The following is a 17,975-nucleotide window of genomic DNA, read 5'->3' on the forward strand; positions in this document are numbered from 1 at the left end:
CCCTATTTTTATCTAATTAGAAAATGCCTCAGCCAATGAAATTAACGCAGGTCCGATAGCCACAATGAAAAAGCATGGCCAAATAAATATCACCATTGGAAACATCATCTTGACTGGGATTTTTGCAGCAATTTCTTCCGCTGCTTGTTGACGCTTATCCCTGTAATCTTCTGTGTATTCACGTAAGGAGTTGACTAAGCTCCCCCCAATTCGAGATGCGTGGCTAAGCATACTCACCAGCCCCATCAACTCTTCTAAACCGGTTCTTACTACCAGTTCTCGTAATGATTCAGGCATCGGTTTACCTGCTTGAATCTTGTTACATACCGTATCTACTTCATCCGCAAGTTCAGGGTGAGAAATGACTATCTCGTCGGCAACACGACGTAACGCGGCATTAAACCCAAGCCCTGATTCCGTACAGACCACCAGCAAATCAAGCATATCTGGCACACCAGCACGAATCGCTTGTTGGCGCTTATTCACCATACGGCGCAGCATAAAATCTGGGATCAACAAACCAATAAATGCGGACAAGGCCATGTAAGTGTAGAGGTACTTCGACTCTGGCACCGTCAAGTAGACCAAAACGGCAATCATGATGCCCAAAATAGTGGTGATCGACTTAATGGCGTAGAACATCGACAACGAGTTACTTTGATGGAAACCCGCATGCATCAGTTTGTTGCGTGTGGTTTGGCGTTCTTTTTCACTGGTTGGCGAGGTTAAAGGCGCAAGAGACTCCAACGTATCGGCCATTTTTTTGTTGTGCGTAGGAAGCGGTTTCTTATCACCTGACAACTCTGCAAGCTTGCGCTTGATAGGCGAATTAACCCCGACGATGATGGAGCCCAACGTCATCACCACGAGTACCGTCGTGACCAAGATAAGTCCCATCAGTAAGGTTTCTTGATTAATGGCAAAACCGTTCAACCATCCTTGAATACTTTCCATGGCTACACCTCAATATTGACGATTTTGCGAATCCACAACGTTCCGATAAACAGAGCGACCATCCCACCAATGACCATTTTTATCCCCATTGGATGAGTGTGCAGCAGCTCGATGTATTCGGGCCGAACCAGAGAAATGATCACGTATAAGGCGAAGGGCGCTAACACCAGCACCCAAGCTGACATGCGAGATTCCGCTGAAATGGTTTTGATTTTTCGAGCCAGTTTGAAGCGAGCACGCAAGATATGAGATAGCTTTTCAATGTTCTCCACCAGGTTACCGCCCGTCTCTTTTTGCAATAGCACGGCACTGGAAAACGCAAGCATGGAAACCGTTGGTGTGCGCTCAGACATTTGCATAATGGCTAAACGCAGATCGTAACCATAATTGAGCAAGTTGAAGGTATTCAAGAACTCAGGGCCAAGTGGCGCGCTGACTTCCCTGCCCACTTCGCCAAACGCTTGAGTAATGGGCTGACCGGCTTGCAATACACGTTTGATGATGTCTAAGGCCTCTGGTAATTGCTCCTCAAATTTCATCAAACGGTCGGCAATTTTCTTTTGCAAATAAAAGTACGCAGAGACCCAACAAGCGACTGCCACCCCAGCACACAAGTACCAGACTTGCCCCCACAAATAGAGCAGTAAACCGACCGCCACCCCAGATAAAAAGGTGAAGAAGATAACGCGGCTAAACCCCATCGAAATACCCGCGAGTTCGAGCTTTTTCTTAAAGCTTTCAAACAAGCTAAAACGTACTAACCATCGCTCTAGTGGCGAGAGATTCTTCAAAGAGTTTTCTCTTAGCAGCGAGATACTCTCTTGATCGATATGCTTGTGGCTTTCGTGAATTCTCTTAATGAGCTGTTTGTGTTTCACCTTTTTACCCGCCGAAGGCAGGATCAAAGCTTGGCTAATAAAGAACACCGACAAAAACAGCAAAAGAAGAAATAGGGGGAATTGACTTTCCATAGCACACCCTCCTAACGGACTTTTTCGTTAAATATTTCAAATGGAACGTCTAAGCCTCGTTTAATCAATTGATCATGGCAACTTGGTACGATGCCTGTTGCTATGTAATCCCCTAACACATTGCCATCTTGATCCACCCCTCTTCTCTGGAAGGTAAAGATCTCGGACATGGTGATGACTTCCCCTTCCATGCCGTTTATTTCCTGCAAACTGACCATGCGGCGCTTACCGTCTTCCTGACGCTCCATTTGCACCACGATATTGATGGCTGACGCGATCTGCGCCCTTAAGTTTTTTGTCGAAACGTTCCAACCCGCCATAGAGAACATGTTTTCAATACGGCTGAGTGCATCCCTTGGTGTATTGGCGTGAATGGTCGCAAGTGAACCGTCGTGACCGGTGTTCATCGCAGACAACATATCGACCGCTTCCGAGCCACGCACCTCACCAATCACAATTCGGTCAGGACGCATACGCAGTGAGTTTTTCACCAGATCACGCTGGGATATTTCACCCTTTCCTTCAATGTTGGATGGACGTGTTTCCAAACGAATAATGTGCGGTTGTTGCAACTGCAACTCGGCCGAGTCTTCGATAGTAACGATACGTTGGTCACTCGGAATGAAACCAGACAGGATGTTAAGCGTGGTTGTTTTACCTGAGCCTGTACCGCCCGAGATAAGAATGTTCAGTTCCCCGACAACGGCTGCATTCAAGAATTTGCCCATTTCTGGCGAAAGCGAACCAAGCCCTAATAAGTTGTCCATATTCAAACGTTCGACCGCAAAACGACGAATGGATACCGATGGCCCATCAATGGCAAGTGGAGGGATGATGGCATTGAAACGAGAACCGTCTTTTAGACGCGCATCCACCATAGGCGACGCCTCATCAATACGTCGACCTACTTGGCTTACAATGCGGTCAATGATGTTGCGAAGGTGGCGCTCGTCCAAAAACGTATGCGGCGTTTTTTCTAGCTTACCAAAGCGCTCTACATAAATGTTTTTAGGGCCATTGACCAAAATATCTGAAATGGTTGGATCTTCAAGCAGTGGCTCAAGCGGCCCAAGACCAAACACTTCGTCTTCGATTTGGTGGATAACACGGTTGCGCGCTTCTGAACTTAAAGGATGCGTTTGGTCTTCGGCGATCAACTGAATCACCGCTTCCCTTAACTCTTCTTTCGCGCGATCTTCTTGCAGATGTGATAACAAGCCAAGGTCTAAAGTATCCAGCAATTTCTTATGGTAGTAGTGCTTAATAGCCAGATCTTGCTCGAGCTGTTTTTTCTGCTCTTCAATCGCTTTCAGTTTCGCTTCAACCGGCGTTAGTGGTTTGTTTTCACTGACGTAATCTTCGTCTTCTGCTTTCGCAGCAAGATCGACCTTGACGACTTTCGATTCTTTTTCTTCATCTACGGAATTGAATGAACTCCCGACGCCTTTCCGTTTGAAAAACATAACTCCCCCTTACTAAGAAAAGAATTTCTTAATCCAACTTTGGTGCTCTTGTGTTGGGCTTTCTAATAAGTGCGATATTTCCGCTAACGAAGCTTTTAAAGCACTATTTTTCTTAGATTGAACAATTGGGTTACCTAAATTGGCGCTCTCTATCGCAATAGCAAAATTATTTGGAACTAAATGTATCGCATGGCCACCAACTGCGTTTTCAATATCTTTTAAGGATATTGTTGATTTCTTTTCAAAACGATTAACTATGAGTTCAACCTGATGATTACTTAAACCATAGTCTAATTCTAATGAACGTATATAACTGACCGCATGTTTTACTGAGGTCACATTCTGCTGCATGATCAAAAATATATGCGTAGCAGGGGAGACAATCTGTTGATAAACATGATCCACACCATGAGACAAATCGACAATAATATGCGAATAAAACTGACGAAGAATAGGTAAAAGCTTACTCACTTGAGCCGCATGCTTATGGTTATTCCTTGGATCATTTTGATTAAAACAGAGGTAATTCAACCCTGAAGGATGTTGATAAACGAGACCTTCTAGTGACAATTCATCTAAATCGTTTACGGAATCAATCACATCGTTGATGTTATATTTCGGCTTACAGTTTAAATAATCTGCAGCATCACTGAACTGCATATCGAGATCAATCAGCAATACTTTACTTTTGGCGTAACTTGAAAGTTCAATAGCCGTATTAGTTGCTAAGGTTGTCGCCCCAGAACCGCCTTTGGTATTGATAAATAAGGTCAAATCACCCATTTGCTTATTGGAAACTTTTTCCTCAGCCGTCGATTTCAACAATGGGTATAGCTCGCCGAGTTCAACTGAACGCGAGAAATAATCTGTCGCACCCAGTCGCAACGCCATTTTGAGTGAAGCGGTATCGCTTTCATCACCGAAAACAATTAATGCCGTATGGCTGTGCTGTAAACTACTGTCACTGGAATAAACATGAGCCACTTTTTGCGCCCAGTTTTCCCCGGTTTCAATATAAATTAGATCAGGTATTGATTTGCTCTTAACCAAATCAATATTAAATAAATCCAGCTCTATCCAATCGACATTGACATTGACGCAACCAGATAATTCATCTGCTATATGAAGTTTAAAATTGGACGTAGAATAGACTACCCAAACAATCAAGTTTGTTTTTAAACTTTTATATGTTTCGTCATTTATTTTTACTGGTTTCAACATAAAGCTACTCCATTAGCAATCCGTAATAACATTGGCACCTTCAGGCCTTAGTATTCCTAAACTCTCGGCAGGCAATATGGTTTCAAAAGCTGGAGTACTCCCTACTGCATTAATTAAAGCAGCTAAAACAAAAAACTGAAAAGTATAATTAACCGCCCTTGCTCTAACGTATTTGATTTGTGCAAATTGCGCGTTTAATACGTCACTTGACGCAGGTGGTGTGGATAAAAATCCAGAAACATCGACGCTTGCACCTGCTTCATCAAGATAATCAATCTGCAAATTACTGGCGGTGAACCCTGATGGGTAAAGGTTAGACACCGACGGCAAGCTCGGAATGTCATCCCTATCGGCGATGTAACACACGGTCGCAAGCCTTGCAGCTCTTCTGGTGACCTCATTGACCATTTGCACGGAAAAAAAGTACACCGCAAACTCCATGATCAAAAACAGCACCAATATCACCGCCAGCGCTATCAACGAGAACTCAATTTGAGTTACTCCTTTCTGTTTCGCTATTAATCGTTTCATGGACCTGTCCTCATAGACGTGGTCGCTCCAATGCTAAATTGCAAAGAAGTGCTCGAAAAAGGTAAGGTCGAAAAGATTGGCACGTAATTGTAAGTTGCTGACAATGTGACCACTTTATTTGTGCCGGTTGGTTGAGTAATCACAATGTCATCCACGCCAATATAGTCGATTACTGGAGTGGTCGATGCGGTTGGTGAGCCGTATACCACCACGTTTTTGATTTTGGTTTCATCGGCAATACCTTCAAAATCCAACGTGCCGTACGTGTCCACCACCGCATAGCGAGCGCCATTTTGCAGCGCTTTATTGACCTCGGTGTACTGAATAAAAGCACGACAGACATCGATAACCAGAACCGTAAGCATCAACAACACTGGCAATGCGAGAATAAATTCAATAATCGCAAGCCCTTCTTGGTGCCGACCTCTTCTCATTTGAGTTTTGAATTTCAAATACAACATATTAAGAGGCTCCGCTGAATGGATCTTTATATAGCTGGATCCGGTAGAAACCTTTATCGGTTGGGTCTGTTCCTGTTGAACCGTTATTGATCAAGCAATCGTAAAGGAACTGCCCAAAGACAGATGCTTGACCAGAATTACTGACTTTTTGTAGCAAAAAGAAGCAACCAAATCCCAACACATCGAAGTCGGACTTACCTGTCGATTCTGTACAATTAACGATTGGGATACGTAAGATTCGGCGTCCATTCGAACCACCATCACCAGTGTAACTGTCGTAATCACAAGAACCGCCACTTTCACAAGAACTCAGCTCCTGACGATAGTTGGCGTAATATAAGTCACCCGCATATTCAGCGTCGGTTTCAGCCAAAATATCAGGCTCTCTTACATACTTGTCTGGTAGAACCGTACCGTCGTTTTTAATCGGGCCAGAGAAGTCGTTGAGTCTTACATTCAACCCTTGCGCAACGGGGCCAGCGCTATTACCTGGTTTGGTTGTCACGGTATTCCCAACGGCTGCGCAACCGTTGTAAGCACCAGACAATGCATCACGAACCAAAGCCGCACCGCTATTGCCAGTCGCTTGACCAAAATCGAGCAATTGAAAGTTACCCGGCCCCATATCGGTATTATTCTGATCGCCAACTTTTAACTCGTGCACAAGCGACGGATCCATATCCACATTCGGATCATAACCCGGTGGACGATACCCCCATGCGTCTTCAACCGTACCATTTGGATCGCCACACATCGCAATCGGCGTTAAGTTACATGTGTAAGCAATCGCCGCACTTCGTCCCGCAACGGCACTGGCCGAAACGTTCTTAACAATCCCAAATACAGCACTCAGATACTGAGAAATCCCCATGTCAGTTACCGCGACGCGAACATAAATATCGTACTCGCCTGTCGGTGGCGTAAAGCTCGCCGCATTTACAAATGTCTGCATGTCGTGCGAGAACGTCACGGATGTGTTGCCGTCAGTAAACGATAGTTCAGTATTACCTGATTCCGATGCGATGCTGCTTAGCGTTGCGATAACCGCAGCTTCAGCTTGATCAACATCTTCCGTTTTATCTGCAACCACAGCCCCGGCGAGTGCCGCCGTATCAACCGCATTCTGTAGGCGTGTTTTGTTAAGTACTTGATGGTTTAAATCAATACCGAACGCAGCAACGCCTAACAGAATCAGCAGAACCATACTGATGAGCACCAAGGTGATCCCTTTCTGGGTTCGCCTTGTTGCTGTCTGCATTTTCCTTCGCATAGCCCCTCCTATAAGTGAACGAATCACTTATTTTTCTTTGGCTACCCCGTTATTGTTGTATACCTCTAAGCTGACCTGCGTACGCTCACCACTTCCTTCTGGTAGATAACCGAGGTTTTCATACCATGCTTCCGGATTTAGCGTTTGTTCTGCACGCAATTGGCTTACCGAGATTCCAAGATCAGGGTCATTCGCACAGCCAAACAAGCCGAATGATGTGAAACAAATGGTCATGATCATTATGCTTTTCATCTTGCTCTCCATTTATAGACTGTGCCCAAACTTGCCCTCAGAGCCACCTTCTGACGAACCGTACTGATTAAAATTATTGTTTGTATCTTCTTCTCTGATGTCATTGAGTTGATAGCGGTCGAAATCGAGTTTCGCGCCTTTACCCAACAGATAGAACTCCACATCGTTTGGAGCTACGAACCCATCGGTCGGCAGAGTCACTCTGCGTCTATCGATTGGCGTCGCTAATCGTGGTGTTACCAAAATCACCAGCTCGGTTTCACCAGATGTAAACTCTTCACTCTTAAACAAGCGTCCAAGTACTGGAAGGTCACTGGCTCCCGGAATACCATCTGCAACGTTACGCGCGTTTTCACTCAACAAGCCTGCGATACCGATCGTTTGTCCGTCCGCTAATTCGATTGTGGTTCCCGCGCTACGCTTAGTGATTGGCGGAATAAAGAACGTTGCGTTGACTTCGTTCGGATTAAACGTCAGCACACCAGAGTTAGAAATTTCACTCACGTTGACATTGAGTTTCAGGTTGATTCTCTTATCACTGAGAATGAAAGGTACAAAGTCCAGTTGAACACCGTACTCTTTGTAGTCGATGGTAATGCCATCTTCATTCGGTACAGGAATTGGGAATTCACCACCCGCAACAAACTCCGCTTGAGTACCACTTAGTGCAGTAAGACTTGGCTCTGCCAACACTTTAGCCACACCGTTTTGCTTCGCGACATCCAGAGCAAACGTAAACAAAGTATTGCTATCAATGAACGATCCCAAGAAGCCGAAATCTTCCACCGTTGGCACATTTAAAATCGGGCCAATGTTGTCGATACCGCCACCCGCGGTTGTCGCACCCCAAGTGAAGTCACCGCTTTTTTGGAAGAAATGGAAGTTCGAGTCAAAACGTCTTACTAATGAACGCTGCACTTCCGCGACCGTCACTTCTAACGTCACCTGCTGCGCGCCACCAATAGAAAGCAAGTTAATGACTGAGCTTTCATCATCTTTCGCGTTGTCATCTTCTTCATCAGCGGCATCACCTAAAGCAAAGGTTTCGGCAATTTTGACGGCGATATCCATGTTTTGCTGACTGCTGACCAAACCTCTGAGAACGACTTTCTCTTGAGCGCTATGCACTTCGATACTTTCGTCCGGTAAGAACTGGAACAACTTAGATTTAAGCGTATTTAAATCGTGAGTGACTTCGACATTAAACTGTTCGATCAATCGGCCACGACTATCCCAAACCGACACATTGGTCGTTCCTAGTTTTTTACCAATCAAGAACAGTTCATTCGATCTTAGAACCACGATATCCAATACTTCTGGATCCCCTAACGTCACCTTTTTGGCCTTACCTGAAATCACCAATTGTGTAGATTGATGATGCGCAACAGAAACAACTCTTCCAGACTGCGCGGTTGCCGCATGAACAGACAAGCTAACAAAAAGTAACTGGCTAACGAGTAATATTATTGTTTTCATAATTCACCTAATTACTGACTCGGACACTGGATGCCTGAGATCCCTTAATGATGGTCACACTAGGTCGAGGGGTATATTTTTTTGCAACAACAGGTTTATCGACTTCATGAGGGTTACGCAAAGCCAGTTGGATCTCACCCTTGCTGTTAGCAGAAAGCAGTTTTTCCGCTTCTTTCGGGGTAACTTCCAAGGTGACAGCACGAACGATCACGGGTTTGTTGTCGTTAGTTTTTGCTGTTTGGTCGACTGCTAATACATTGATATTTTTTAACACCGTGAGTGTGGTCGCTTGCTTGCCTTTGCCATAGCTCACCGTGCTCAACACATCCACTTTGTTACCCGGCAGTAGGAAACCCGCTACGCCGATAACGTCATTTACACGAATGGTGACTGCTCGCTTGTTCTCAGGAATTAAGGCCGCAAGCGTTGCGCCCTCTCCAGGTTGAGCAAGACGATTAGGATTGACTAACTCGCCCGCGTAAATGGTGTTTGCAACGATACGTCCCAAAGCTTGCTCAGGCACTTTGAGTGTTTCGTCGTCTATCCAGTCCACTTCCATTAACTTGGTGGTTAAATGCTTTTCATCCAAAATGGTGCCTGGCTCCAGCTCCATCGTAGCGACTACAACAGGGTGACGTTCCACCTCTTCGAGCTCTACTGTTGGCTGGTTTCTGCCGTCCATCCATTGTTTGGCAATTAATACGGCAGCAAGGCCGAAAACAATGGAGAGCAGCAATAACATGATGACTTGAGTCCGACTCATAATTTAAATCTCCCTATTCATCCACTGTGAAGTACAGTCCCCAGGCACGAGTTAATATGTCTGACGAGACGATCTTCTCTTTCCCTTCGAACACCAAAATATCTCGGCTAATGCCCAATAAATCTTTTGGTAAGCAAGGGAAGTAAGCGACATCATTGTCACGGTGTAGTTGGCTTAACGTTTCGAAAAACTCTGGTACTAACGTCATCTGATAGTCTTTAGCGAGAGACATCCACAAGGCTTGATAGTCAGTCAAACTCAGTGGTTTAAACTCGATTTTGTAACCAAGACGACGTAAAAAAGCAGGGTCTGCAATTTTGCTCGGTGCAAAGTTGGATGAGAAAGCCAATGTCAGCATAAATGGCACGGTAACTTGTTGGCCGTTAGGCAGTGCTAGATGGTCGAACAAATACTCCATCGGCACAATCCAGCGGTTCAACAACGCATCAACGGGCATGGCTTGACGTCCTAAATCGTCAATAACCAAAATGCCGTTGTTTGCCATCATTTGCAGCGGCGCAATCCAAACTCTATTGTGCTCGCTATGGTTAACTTCCAACATATCCATCGTAAGTTCGCCACCGACTTGGATATTTGGTCTTTCACACAGAACCCAGCGTTTGTCGTAATGCGTTTCCAACTTAACGAATACTTGAGAATGGGAGTTGTCTAAACGACGGTGATGGTGCTCGGAAAATACTTTGATGATGTTGCCATCAGCATAAATAGCGTAAGGAATGAAAACCGACGTACTCATCGCATTCAAAACACGCGCAGCCACGTAACTCTTACCAGTACCAGCATGCCCGTATAGCAGCATTGCTCGACCTGAGTTAATCGCCGGGCCAAGCACTGGAATTAAATGCTCGGAGCCAAATACATCGGACAACGCACGCTCCACATCAGCGCGCATGATCGGGTTTTTACGCAGATCTTGCCCTTCCACAACCGTCCAATAATCTTCCAACGACACAGGAACTGGGCCAATGTAGGGATCTTTTCGATAAGCAATATCCGCCTCAGCCAAACCAAATTCGGTAAGGCTATATCGAACATTAGAATACGAATGACTTAGTTTGTCTGACGCAGGCTGATACACCTCAACCCAACTACGTTTTCTCAACTGCGCGAGTGCAAGCTCAACGATGTTTGAAACCACACACAAACGTTGAGTCAGTTCAACTAAATCACATTTGGGATAAGCAGCCAGATGTTTCAGAACTAGGTTTTCAACGACTGAAGCTGGGATCCCAAGACCTTCCACTGCGGAAGGCACCTTTGGTGGATTGATTTGTGGCACTAGTTTTTCCCAATACGCAGAGCCCATCATACTTCCCCTCTTGAAGTTGCCTAGTCAACTGATGTCGTATGTTTTTCTATTTATAAGTATTAGTGCGTGTAGGAGAAATAAGCTAATCCGATTACGATTACAGGCGCGAAAGGAATCACTAGTGGCTTATTAGACCTAAAGCCTGGTGTAACTTTTTCAATGCAGTAGCCCTTGATCTGATGAGTTAGAGCAACGCTCGTTGAAGCAATGTGAAGCATCAAATAAAAGATGCCAACAATTCCCCCTGCGAGAATAATTCCGATAGACGCTTCCCACAGATTACTCAGTCCCAGCCATGCCCCTATGACGGCGAGTAATTTAACGTCTCCTCCAGCCATTGCTTTGACGAGATAAAGCGCAAAGCACACTGCAAACGCAACCAGTCCACCATACGCATGATCCAAAAGACTCACGCTCGGGCTGTACAATACGTTTGCAGTGACAGCGACCAGAAGCAACAAAACGGCTTTATTAGGAATTCTGTGCTTCTGGGCGTCTGATACACCTATCGCAATCAACAATGACCAAATGACTAACTCACTAAGCATTACGAGTTGTTGATTTCAGATGCTACTGATGTGAACTTGCCAGCTAGCGTTGTCCAGAAACCAGACGTTAGGAAAGCAGTTACAATCAGAGCGGCGCCCAAGATGTATTCAAGCAGTGTTAGACCTTCTTCATCTTCCATGAAGTCCTTGATTAGGTTGCGAAAGTTGTCCATAAGTTTATCCCCTTGTTTAACATTTTCTCGCTTGTTAATGATGCAAGTGCATATCCACCTGAATCATGATTAAACCTTAGTCACCGAAAAAATGGGGAGTTAGGACTTTTTTGCCAACGACTAGTACTTTTTTGCCCACCTTGTGTTTAGCGTTAAAATGTATCAAAAATGAGACACAAAACCACACCATATGCGACATATCTCACACTTGCAGTATGAATTAATAGACCTAAGCTTAAACGAAAGGGTGAGTTATTGATTTCAAGGAATGAGACTCGACTTACACCGCATGGACAACGTTGTTTCGACTCAAGCTGAAAGGATGTCATATGGAAAGAGTGACAAAAGCTTATTGGATTGGAGAGCCGTTACACACTCTGCCTGAAGAATTTAAGGCAGAGTTTGAGCAGCATTTTGATTTGCTAGATTGCAGCAACGACATATCAGTATTGAGTGATAAAGAGTTTTGCTACTTCTTTTACTACATCACCCATGACCCAACCGACCATGCCAAAAGCATTGCTACCCTTTGTGAAAACCTTGATAAGAAACTGATTGTTGTCACAAAAGAAAACACCGAGTGTTGCTTACCGCCAAGTCACATCACCGCTGAGTGTTATGAGCTCAATGAAAACACGCTACCAGTGTGGCTTTCTCAAGCTAAGCTCAAATACTTTTTACACGCCAAAGTCGATGACGCTCAAATTTCTGCGGACAATATTTTTTCCCGCAATGGCAAGTCCAATTTCTCAGATGTCGTCAATTACATCGCCAACAATGTTCATAAAGACCTAAGAGAAGAAGAAGCCGCAGCACTGTGCCATTACTCTCCGACTTACTTCTCAAAGGTGTTTCACCGCAAAGTTGGTATGTGTTTTCGTGACTATGTGACTGCGAAACGCATTTCATTAGCCAAAAAAATGCTGATCGAGAACGAATCCATGAAAATCGCGTATATCGCTTACCAATGTGGTTATCGCGATGTCTCGTACTTTTCTCGTATCTTTAAAAAGAAAACGGGGCTTTCTCCGGCGAATTATCGTCAACAGTTTTAAGCTCAAATCATAGCGTTTTTTTGCCGATCTAACGCTAACTTTCCCACAGAATTCATCAAAATGCGTTCCCGTGTCGTAATTCAACATGCTAAAGTTAACAATGCATTAACAATTATAAATACAACGAGAAGACATGGAGTCACCAAACATGAATCAGCCGAAAATAAATAGCACTGCTGGTTGCGCTCTCCCACCACCAAATGAAATGATTCTTAAATGGGCAGCGGAGCGCCCGAATGAGGTCTACCTAAAACAAATCATTAACCGACAGTTTGTCGAGTTTACTTACGCAGAAGTCGCCGATCAGGCTCTCAAGCTCGTCAGCGCACTACGTGGGCTGGGTATTCAGCCTGGCGATAAAGTCGCACTAGTATCGAAAAACTGCGCAGAGTGGTTTATCTGCGATTTGGCCATGATGCTAGGGGATTACGTAAGCGTACCTATTTTCCCTACCGCAGGGGCCGACACGATTGAATACTGTGTAACTCACAGTGAAAGTAAGGCGCTGATCGGGGGGAAGCTTGATGACCCAGCAGCAACTCAGCAAGTCATTGATGCCATACCAGAGCTTATCAGCATCGCGCTGCCGTATGATTCGGCACCACAATGCCAATACCAGTTCAAAGCATTGATTGCGAATGCCGTGCCAAGTGAAGAGCGTCCACAACACTACGACGATAAGTTGATGTCATTGGTGTATACCTCCGGCACATCAGGTTTGCCAAAAGGCGCAATGCTGACTTACGGAGCGTTTAGTTGGTCAGTACAACAGCTGATCAACCACATCGGCATTCAAGCTAACGATCGACTCTTTTCCTACCTACCATTGGCACATATTACTGAACGCGTTTATATTTTTGGTTCATCCATCATGGGTGGCGTACCAACGGCTTTCCCAGAGTCGCTCGATACTTTTATCGAAGACGTGAAAATGCACCGCCCAACCTTGTTCATTTCTGTACCGAGATTATGGACTCTGTTCCAGCAACGCATTCAAGACAAACTTCCACAGAAAAAATTGAATTTCTTACTGAAAATACCGTTCGTAAATTCGCTGATTAAGAAAAAGCTCGCCGAAGGGCTGGGGTTAGATCAAGCGCGAGTTTTGGGTTGTGGTTCTGCTCCGGTATCACCCGCACTATTAGATTGGTACCACAGCGTTGGCCTAAACATCACCGAAGCATGGGGGATGACGGAATCCTTCGCTTACAGCACCATAAACTACCCATTTAGGGCAGATAAAATAGGTACCGTGGGTAACGCAGGCCCCGGCATTGAGTTAAAAATTGCCGATGACAGCGAAATCATGGTACGCGGTAAGGGATTGTTCTCTGGCTACTACAAGAATGACATCGCAACTCAAGAATCTTTTGATTCAGACGGTTGGCTGCACACCGGCGACATTGGCGCAATTGATAAAGATGGCTACCTCACCATTCAAGGTCGCAAAAAAGACACGTTCAAAACCGCCAAGGGCAAATTTGTCTCTCCAGTACCGATTGAGAAAAAACTCTTCGAGTACAGCCGTGTAGAAATGATGTGCCTGATCGGCTTAGGTTTACCTGGCCCTATTCTTCTCGTAGTGCCGCATGATTTTCCTCATTTCGACAAAGAGCGTTATGCTCGTACGACAAGAAAAGTCATTGCGCGCATGAATCAAGAATTGGCCTCTCATGAGCAGATCAAAGGCGTATTGATGATCAAAGAGCCATGGAGTATTGAAAATGGTGTGTTGACACCAACACTCAAAATCAAACGCCATGTATTGGAACAGAAATACCACGAGCTTGGCCACAACTGGCCGAAAGATGAATTAGTCTTGTGGGAAGAAGACTTGTAACCAAGCAAAGCACTCCTCAAAGCCATTGGGGAGTGCTCTTTATTCTTGCTTCAAACTACTCTCTCCAAAATGGTTTGCTGACTTCATCACGAATCTCATTCGCTTCTAATCCGATGTCATCCCACAAATGTTCAGGTAAGTCCTTCAAGTGTCGGCGCGTCCGATAGTTCCTTCGCCAAACTACCAGTTTAGAATAAATTAACTGTAACCAAGTCTGACGACTGACTGGGATCACTTGTTCACAAGTTTGCGTCACGTTTTCCATGTTTCGGCTTCCTATTACAATATTGACCAGTTAATAATCGGAGACTACGCTGATATCCTCAAACGATAGAATCTGCCATTGAGTTAAGGAAAACTAATGTGAAAGATCGAATGCCACCATTACAGGGCTTGTACTATTTTTTCATCGCAGCAAAGGAAGGCAGTTTTAAAACCGCAGCCAAGAATCTATTTGTTACCCCCGCAGCCATCAGCCAACAAATTCGTCAGCTTGAGGAGTTTTTAGGGACGGACTTGTTTGTTCGTCAACACAGAAAAATTGTACTGACGCCAGAAGGGGAACTGCTATTTACTCAAGCAGAAAGAGGGTTTGCCCATTTGCAGCAAGGCGTACGCCTTGTCAACCAGGATCCAAACCCGAACCATCTTTCAATATCAACACTGCCCTCCTTTGCCCACCATTGGTTGGTGCCTAAAATCACCGCCTTTCGTCAACGTCATCCTGATATTGCCCTATTACTAGAGCCCACAAATGATCTTGTCTCTTTTCAAGATAGTCAGATAGATTTGTGCGTTCGCTACGGATTAGGAAAATACCCAAATTTAGAATCGCAGTGGCTGATGGACGAAGCCTTTTACCCAGCATGTCATCCTATGTATCAGAAGGAACATGGCATCTATAGCATCGAAGATTTAAGCAAAGCAGAGCTCATCGAAGACGTGTGGCCCGATCTCGACTGGAACATGTGGTTAGCAAGACTTGGACACTCTGCGGCAAAGCCCGCTTTAAAATACAGTGGCTCGCACTTAGTGTTGGAAGCTGCGTTATCCCTACAAGGTGTAGCGCTCGTCAAACACAGCTTGGCGTATCAATATTTTCGGACGGGTAAACTGGTTCGTATTGGCGACATCGCGATAAAACCTAGATTTGCGTACTACCTATGTGCACCCAAGGGTTACTTGAAGCGACCAAAAGCACAACTATTTGCCCAGTGGTTAAAAGAAGAGATAGACACATTTGAAAAGTCAGTGACACAAGATTTTGAAATTATCGAGCTCGATAAATAAGCACGTCTTACTTCAAAAGGAGTTTTGCTAAACAGCAAGAGAACGACCAAGTTCGGTGATGAATGTTAGCCAGCATCTCAGCATCAAAGTAAAGCAAACTTAAAAGATGAACGTTGATGACTCTTCAAACAACTTTCGGCCATAGATATAAAAAGCCCCGCACGAGGCGGGGCTTTAAAATCATAGAGTTAACTTAAGAATTACTTCTTAGCGTTACGCTCTTTAACGTCAGCAATTACTTGCTCAGCAACGTTGTTTGGACATGGTGAGTAGTGTGAGAACTCCATAGAGAACTGACCACGACCAGATGTCATTGTACGTAGAGTACCGATGTAACCGAACATTTCTGATAGAGGTACATCACCCTTGATACGTACGCCAGTAGTACCAGCTTGTTGGTCTTTGATCATACCACGACGACGGTTAAGGTCACCGATTACGTCACCAACGTGATCTTCTGGAGTGAACACGTCAACTTTCATGATTGGCTCAAGAAGTTGCGCGCCAGCTTTAGGCATAGACTGACGGAATGCGCCTTTAGCAGCGATTTCGTAAGCGATAGCTGAAGAGTCAACTGCGTGGAAACCACCGTCGTAAAGTTCAACTTCTACGTCTAGAGTAGGGAAGCCAGCTAGAACACCAGTTTCCATCATGCCAGCGAAGCCTTTCTCAACTGCAGGCCAGAATTCTTTAGGTACGTTACCACCAACAACTGTTGATTTGAACGTGAAGCCTGAACCAACTTCACCTGGTTTGATACGGTAGTCGATTTTCGCGAACTGACCAGAACCACCAGACTGTTTCTTGTGAGTGTAGCTGTCTTCGATTGCTTGAGTGATAGTTTCACGGTAAGCAACCTGAGGAGCACCTACTTCTAGCTCAACGCCGTAAGTACGTTTTAGGATATCAACTTTGATATCTAGGTGAAGTTCACCCATACCTTTTAGGATAGTTTCGCCAGACTCTTCGTCAGTCTCAACTTGGAATGATGGATCTTCTGCAACCATCTTACCAATAGCGATACCCATCTTCTCAGAACCGCCTTTATCTTTAGGCTTAACAGCGATAGAGATTACTGGTTCAGGGAAGATCATTGGTTCTAGAGTACATTCGTGTTTAGGATCACATAGAGTGTGACCAGTTTGAACGTTCTTCATACCAACTACAGCGATGATGTCACCAGCTTGTGCTGAATCGATCTCGTTACGCTCGTCTGCGTGCATCTCAACCATACGGCCGATACGCTCTGTTTTACCAGTTGCAGAGTTAAGAACTGTGTCGCCTTTCTTCATCTTACCAGAGTAGATACGGATGAAGGTTAGAGCACCGAAACGGTCGTCCATGATTTTGAACGCAAGCGCTTTTAGTGGCTCGTCTGCAGATACAGTTGCAACTTCACCAGTCGCTTCACCTGTGTCAGGATCAGTTAGAGGCTGTGGATCAACTTCTGTTGGCGATGGTAGGTAATCTACTACCGCGTCAAGAATAAGTTGCATACCTTTGTTCTTGTACGCTGAACCACAGTAAGTTGGGAAGAATGCTAGGTCACGTGTACCTTTACGGATACAACGTTTGATGTCTTCTACAGATGGCTCTTCGCCTTCTTCTAGGTAAGCCATCATTAGATCTTCGTCTTGCTCTAGAGCAGTTTCGATTAGCATTTCACGGTATTCAGCTGCTTTGTCTACCATGTCTGCTGGGATTTCTTGAACTTCGTAGTTCTCTGGCTGGCCAGACTCGTCCCATACGTAAGCTTGTTGGCTTAGTACGTCTACAACACCTACGAAATCTTCTTCGATACCGATAGGTAGAGTCATTACTAGAGGAGTTGCACCTAGAACGTTTTGTACTTGGTCTACAACTTTGTAGAAGTCTGCGCCCATACGGTCTAGTTTGTTAACGAAGATCAGACGAGATACGTGTGATTCGTCAGCGTAACGCCAGTTAGTTTCTGACTGAGGCTCAACACCACCAGAACCACAGAATACACCGATACCACCGTCAAGTACTTTTAGAGAACGGTAAACTTCGATAGTGAAGTCAACGTGTCCAGGAGTATCGATGATGTTTAGACGGTGATCGTTCCAGAAACAAGTTGTTGCTGCAGACTGGATAGTGATACCACGTTCAGCTTCCTGCTCCATGAAGTCAGTAGTAGTTGAACCGTCGTGAGTGTCACCGATCTTATGGATCTTACCAGTTAGCTTTAGGATACGCTCTGTAGAGGTAGTTTTACCCGCGTCTACGTGAGCAAAAATACCAATGTTTCTGTATTTTGATAAATCAGTCATTGTCTTACTCTGTTAATAAGGTATAAAGTGCGCGCAGAGTATATCACATTCTGTCAATACTGATACCCTTGCGTGCAGATGGAAGA

18 protein-coding genes are annotated in these 17,975 nt (G+C 44.9%); 3 read left to right on the top strand and 15 right to left on the bottom strand.

The window, feature by feature from the left end; genetic code table 11:
• Positions 1-12: 12 nt before the first annotated feature.
• The 13 genes from ACYJZR_RS11865 to ACYJZR_RS11925 all read right to left on the bottom strand — a co-directional run bounded on the left by ACYJZR_RS11865 (position 13) and on the right by ACYJZR_RS11925 (position 11,413).
• Positions 13-954 carry a type II secretion system F family protein gene (locus ACYJZR_RS11865; protein ID WP_005456630.1) on the bottom strand — a complete coding sequence of 314 codons (942 nt, stop codon included), beginning with the start codon at positions 952-954 and terminating at the stop codon, positions 13-15.
• 2 nt (positions 955-956) lie between these two features.
• On the bottom strand, positions 957-1,925 hold the full coding sequence (locus ACYJZR_RS11870; RefSeq protein WP_005456615.1) for a type II secretion system F family protein: 969 nt from the start codon (positions 1,923-1,925) through the stop codon (positions 957-959).
• An 11-nt stretch (positions 1,926-1,936) separates the two neighbouring features.
• Positions 1,937-3,388: a CpaF family protein gene (locus ACYJZR_RS11875; RefSeq protein WP_005456652.1), complete on the bottom strand. Its 1,452-nt coding sequence runs from the start codon at positions 3,386-3,388 to the stop codon at positions 1,937-1,939.
• Between the two features lie 12 nt (positions 3,389-3,400).
• Positions 3,401-4,609, bottom strand: a complete 1,209-nt coding sequence (locus ACYJZR_RS11880) for an AAA family ATPase (protein ID WP_005494112.1) — start codon at positions 4,607-4,609, stop codon at positions 3,401-3,403.
• A 12-nt stretch (positions 4,610-4,621) separates the two neighbouring features.
• Entirely contained in the window at positions 4,622-5,140 is a 519-nt protein-coding gene (locus tag ACYJZR_RS11885; protein WP_005494108.1) for a TadE/TadG family type IV pilus assembly protein, read from the bottom strand.
• The gene (locus ACYJZR_RS11890; protein WP_086027876.1) at positions 5,137-5,574 is read right to left on the bottom strand and encodes a TadE/TadG family type IV pilus assembly protein; all 438 of its coding nucleotides are present in this window, start codon (positions 5,572-5,574) and stop codon (positions 5,137-5,139) included. The genes ACYJZR_RS11885 and ACYJZR_RS11890 overlap by 4 nt, the downstream gene beginning before the upstream one ends.
• A 28-nt stretch (positions 5,575-5,602) precedes the next feature.
• Entirely contained in the window at positions 5,603-6,871 is a 1,269-nt protein-coding gene (locus tag ACYJZR_RS11895) for a TadE/TadG family type IV pilus assembly protein (protein ID WP_021451008.1), read from the bottom strand.
• A 27-nt stretch (positions 6,872-6,898) separates the two neighbouring features.
• Entirely contained in the window at positions 6,899-7,123 is a 225-nt protein-coding gene (locus tag ACYJZR_RS11900; RefSeq protein ID WP_005482341.1) for a hypothetical protein, read from the bottom strand.
• Positions 7,124-7,135: 12 nt separating this feature from the next.
• Entirely contained in the window at positions 7,136-8,599 is a 1,464-nt protein-coding gene (locus tag ACYJZR_RS11905; RefSeq protein ID WP_005456668.1) for a type II and III secretion system protein family protein, read from the bottom strand.
• Positions 8,600-8,606: 7 nt separating this feature from the next.
• Positions 8,607-9,362 carry a Flp pilus assembly protein CpaB gene (cpaB, locus tag ACYJZR_RS11910; protein ID WP_005456561.1) on the bottom strand — a complete coding sequence of 252 codons (756 nt, stop codon included), beginning with the start codon at positions 9,360-9,362 and terminating at the stop codon, positions 8,607-8,609.
• Positions 9,363-9,375: 13 nt separating this feature from the next.
• Complete coding sequence (locus ACYJZR_RS11915; protein WP_005456587.1) at positions 9,376-10,689, bottom strand: hypothetical protein; 1,314 nt, start codon at positions 10,687-10,689, stop codon at positions 9,376-9,378.
• A gap of 62 nt (positions 10,690-10,751) precedes the next feature.
• Positions 10,752-11,240, bottom strand: a complete 489-nt coding sequence (locus ACYJZR_RS11920) for an A24 family peptidase (RefSeq protein WP_070225523.1) — start codon at positions 11,238-11,240, stop codon at positions 10,752-10,754.
• Positions 11,240-11,413 carry a Flp family type IVb pilin gene (locus ACYJZR_RS11925; RefSeq protein WP_024699388.1) on the bottom strand — a complete coding sequence of 58 codons (174 nt, stop codon included), beginning with the start codon at positions 11,411-11,413 and terminating at the stop codon, positions 11,240-11,242. Before ACYJZR_RS11925 ends, ACYJZR_RS11920 begins: the two co-directional genes overlap by 1 nt.
• A gap of 329 nt (positions 11,414-11,742) precedes the next feature.
• Here ACYJZR_RS11925 and ACYJZR_RS11930 point away from each other — a divergent pair, with 329 nt between their 5' ends.
• The gene (locus tag ACYJZR_RS11930) at positions 11,743-12,468 is read left to right on the top strand and encodes a helix-turn-helix domain-containing protein (protein ID WP_005456623.1); all 726 of its coding nucleotides are present in this window, start codon (positions 11,743-11,745) and stop codon (positions 12,466-12,468) included.
• A gap of 148 nt (positions 12,469-12,616) precedes the next feature.
• The gene (locus tag ACYJZR_RS11935; protein WP_029854321.1) at positions 12,617-14,308 is read left to right on the top strand and encodes an AMP-binding protein; all 1,692 of its coding nucleotides are present in this window, start codon (positions 12,617-12,619) and stop codon (positions 14,306-14,308) included.
• Between the two features lie 55 nt (positions 14,309-14,363).
• Here the strand turns inward: ACYJZR_RS11935 and ACYJZR_RS11940 are convergent, their stop codons facing one another.
• Entirely contained in the window at positions 14,364-14,573 is a 210-nt protein-coding gene (locus ACYJZR_RS11940) for a DUF1127 domain-containing protein (protein WP_005456575.1), read from the bottom strand.
• Positions 14,574-14,671: 98 nt separating this feature from the next.
• Here ACYJZR_RS11940 and ACYJZR_RS11945 point away from each other — a divergent pair, with 98 nt between their 5' ends.
• Positions 14,672-15,598, top strand: a complete 927-nt coding sequence (locus ACYJZR_RS11945; RefSeq protein WP_024699390.1) for a LysR substrate-binding domain-containing protein — start codon at positions 14,672-14,674, stop codon at positions 15,596-15,598.
• A 200-nt stretch (positions 15,599-15,798) separates the two neighbouring features.
• On the opposite strand, the gene fusA is transcribed toward ACYJZR_RS11945, so the two are convergent.
• Positions 15,799-17,889, bottom strand: a complete 2,091-nt coding sequence (fusA, locus tag ACYJZR_RS11950; protein ID WP_005456593.1) for an elongation factor G — start codon at positions 17,887-17,889, stop codon at positions 15,799-15,801.
• Between the last annotated feature and the right edge of the window lie 86 nt (positions 17,890-17,975).

The organism is Vibrio sp. RC2502 (assembly GCF_054850435.1).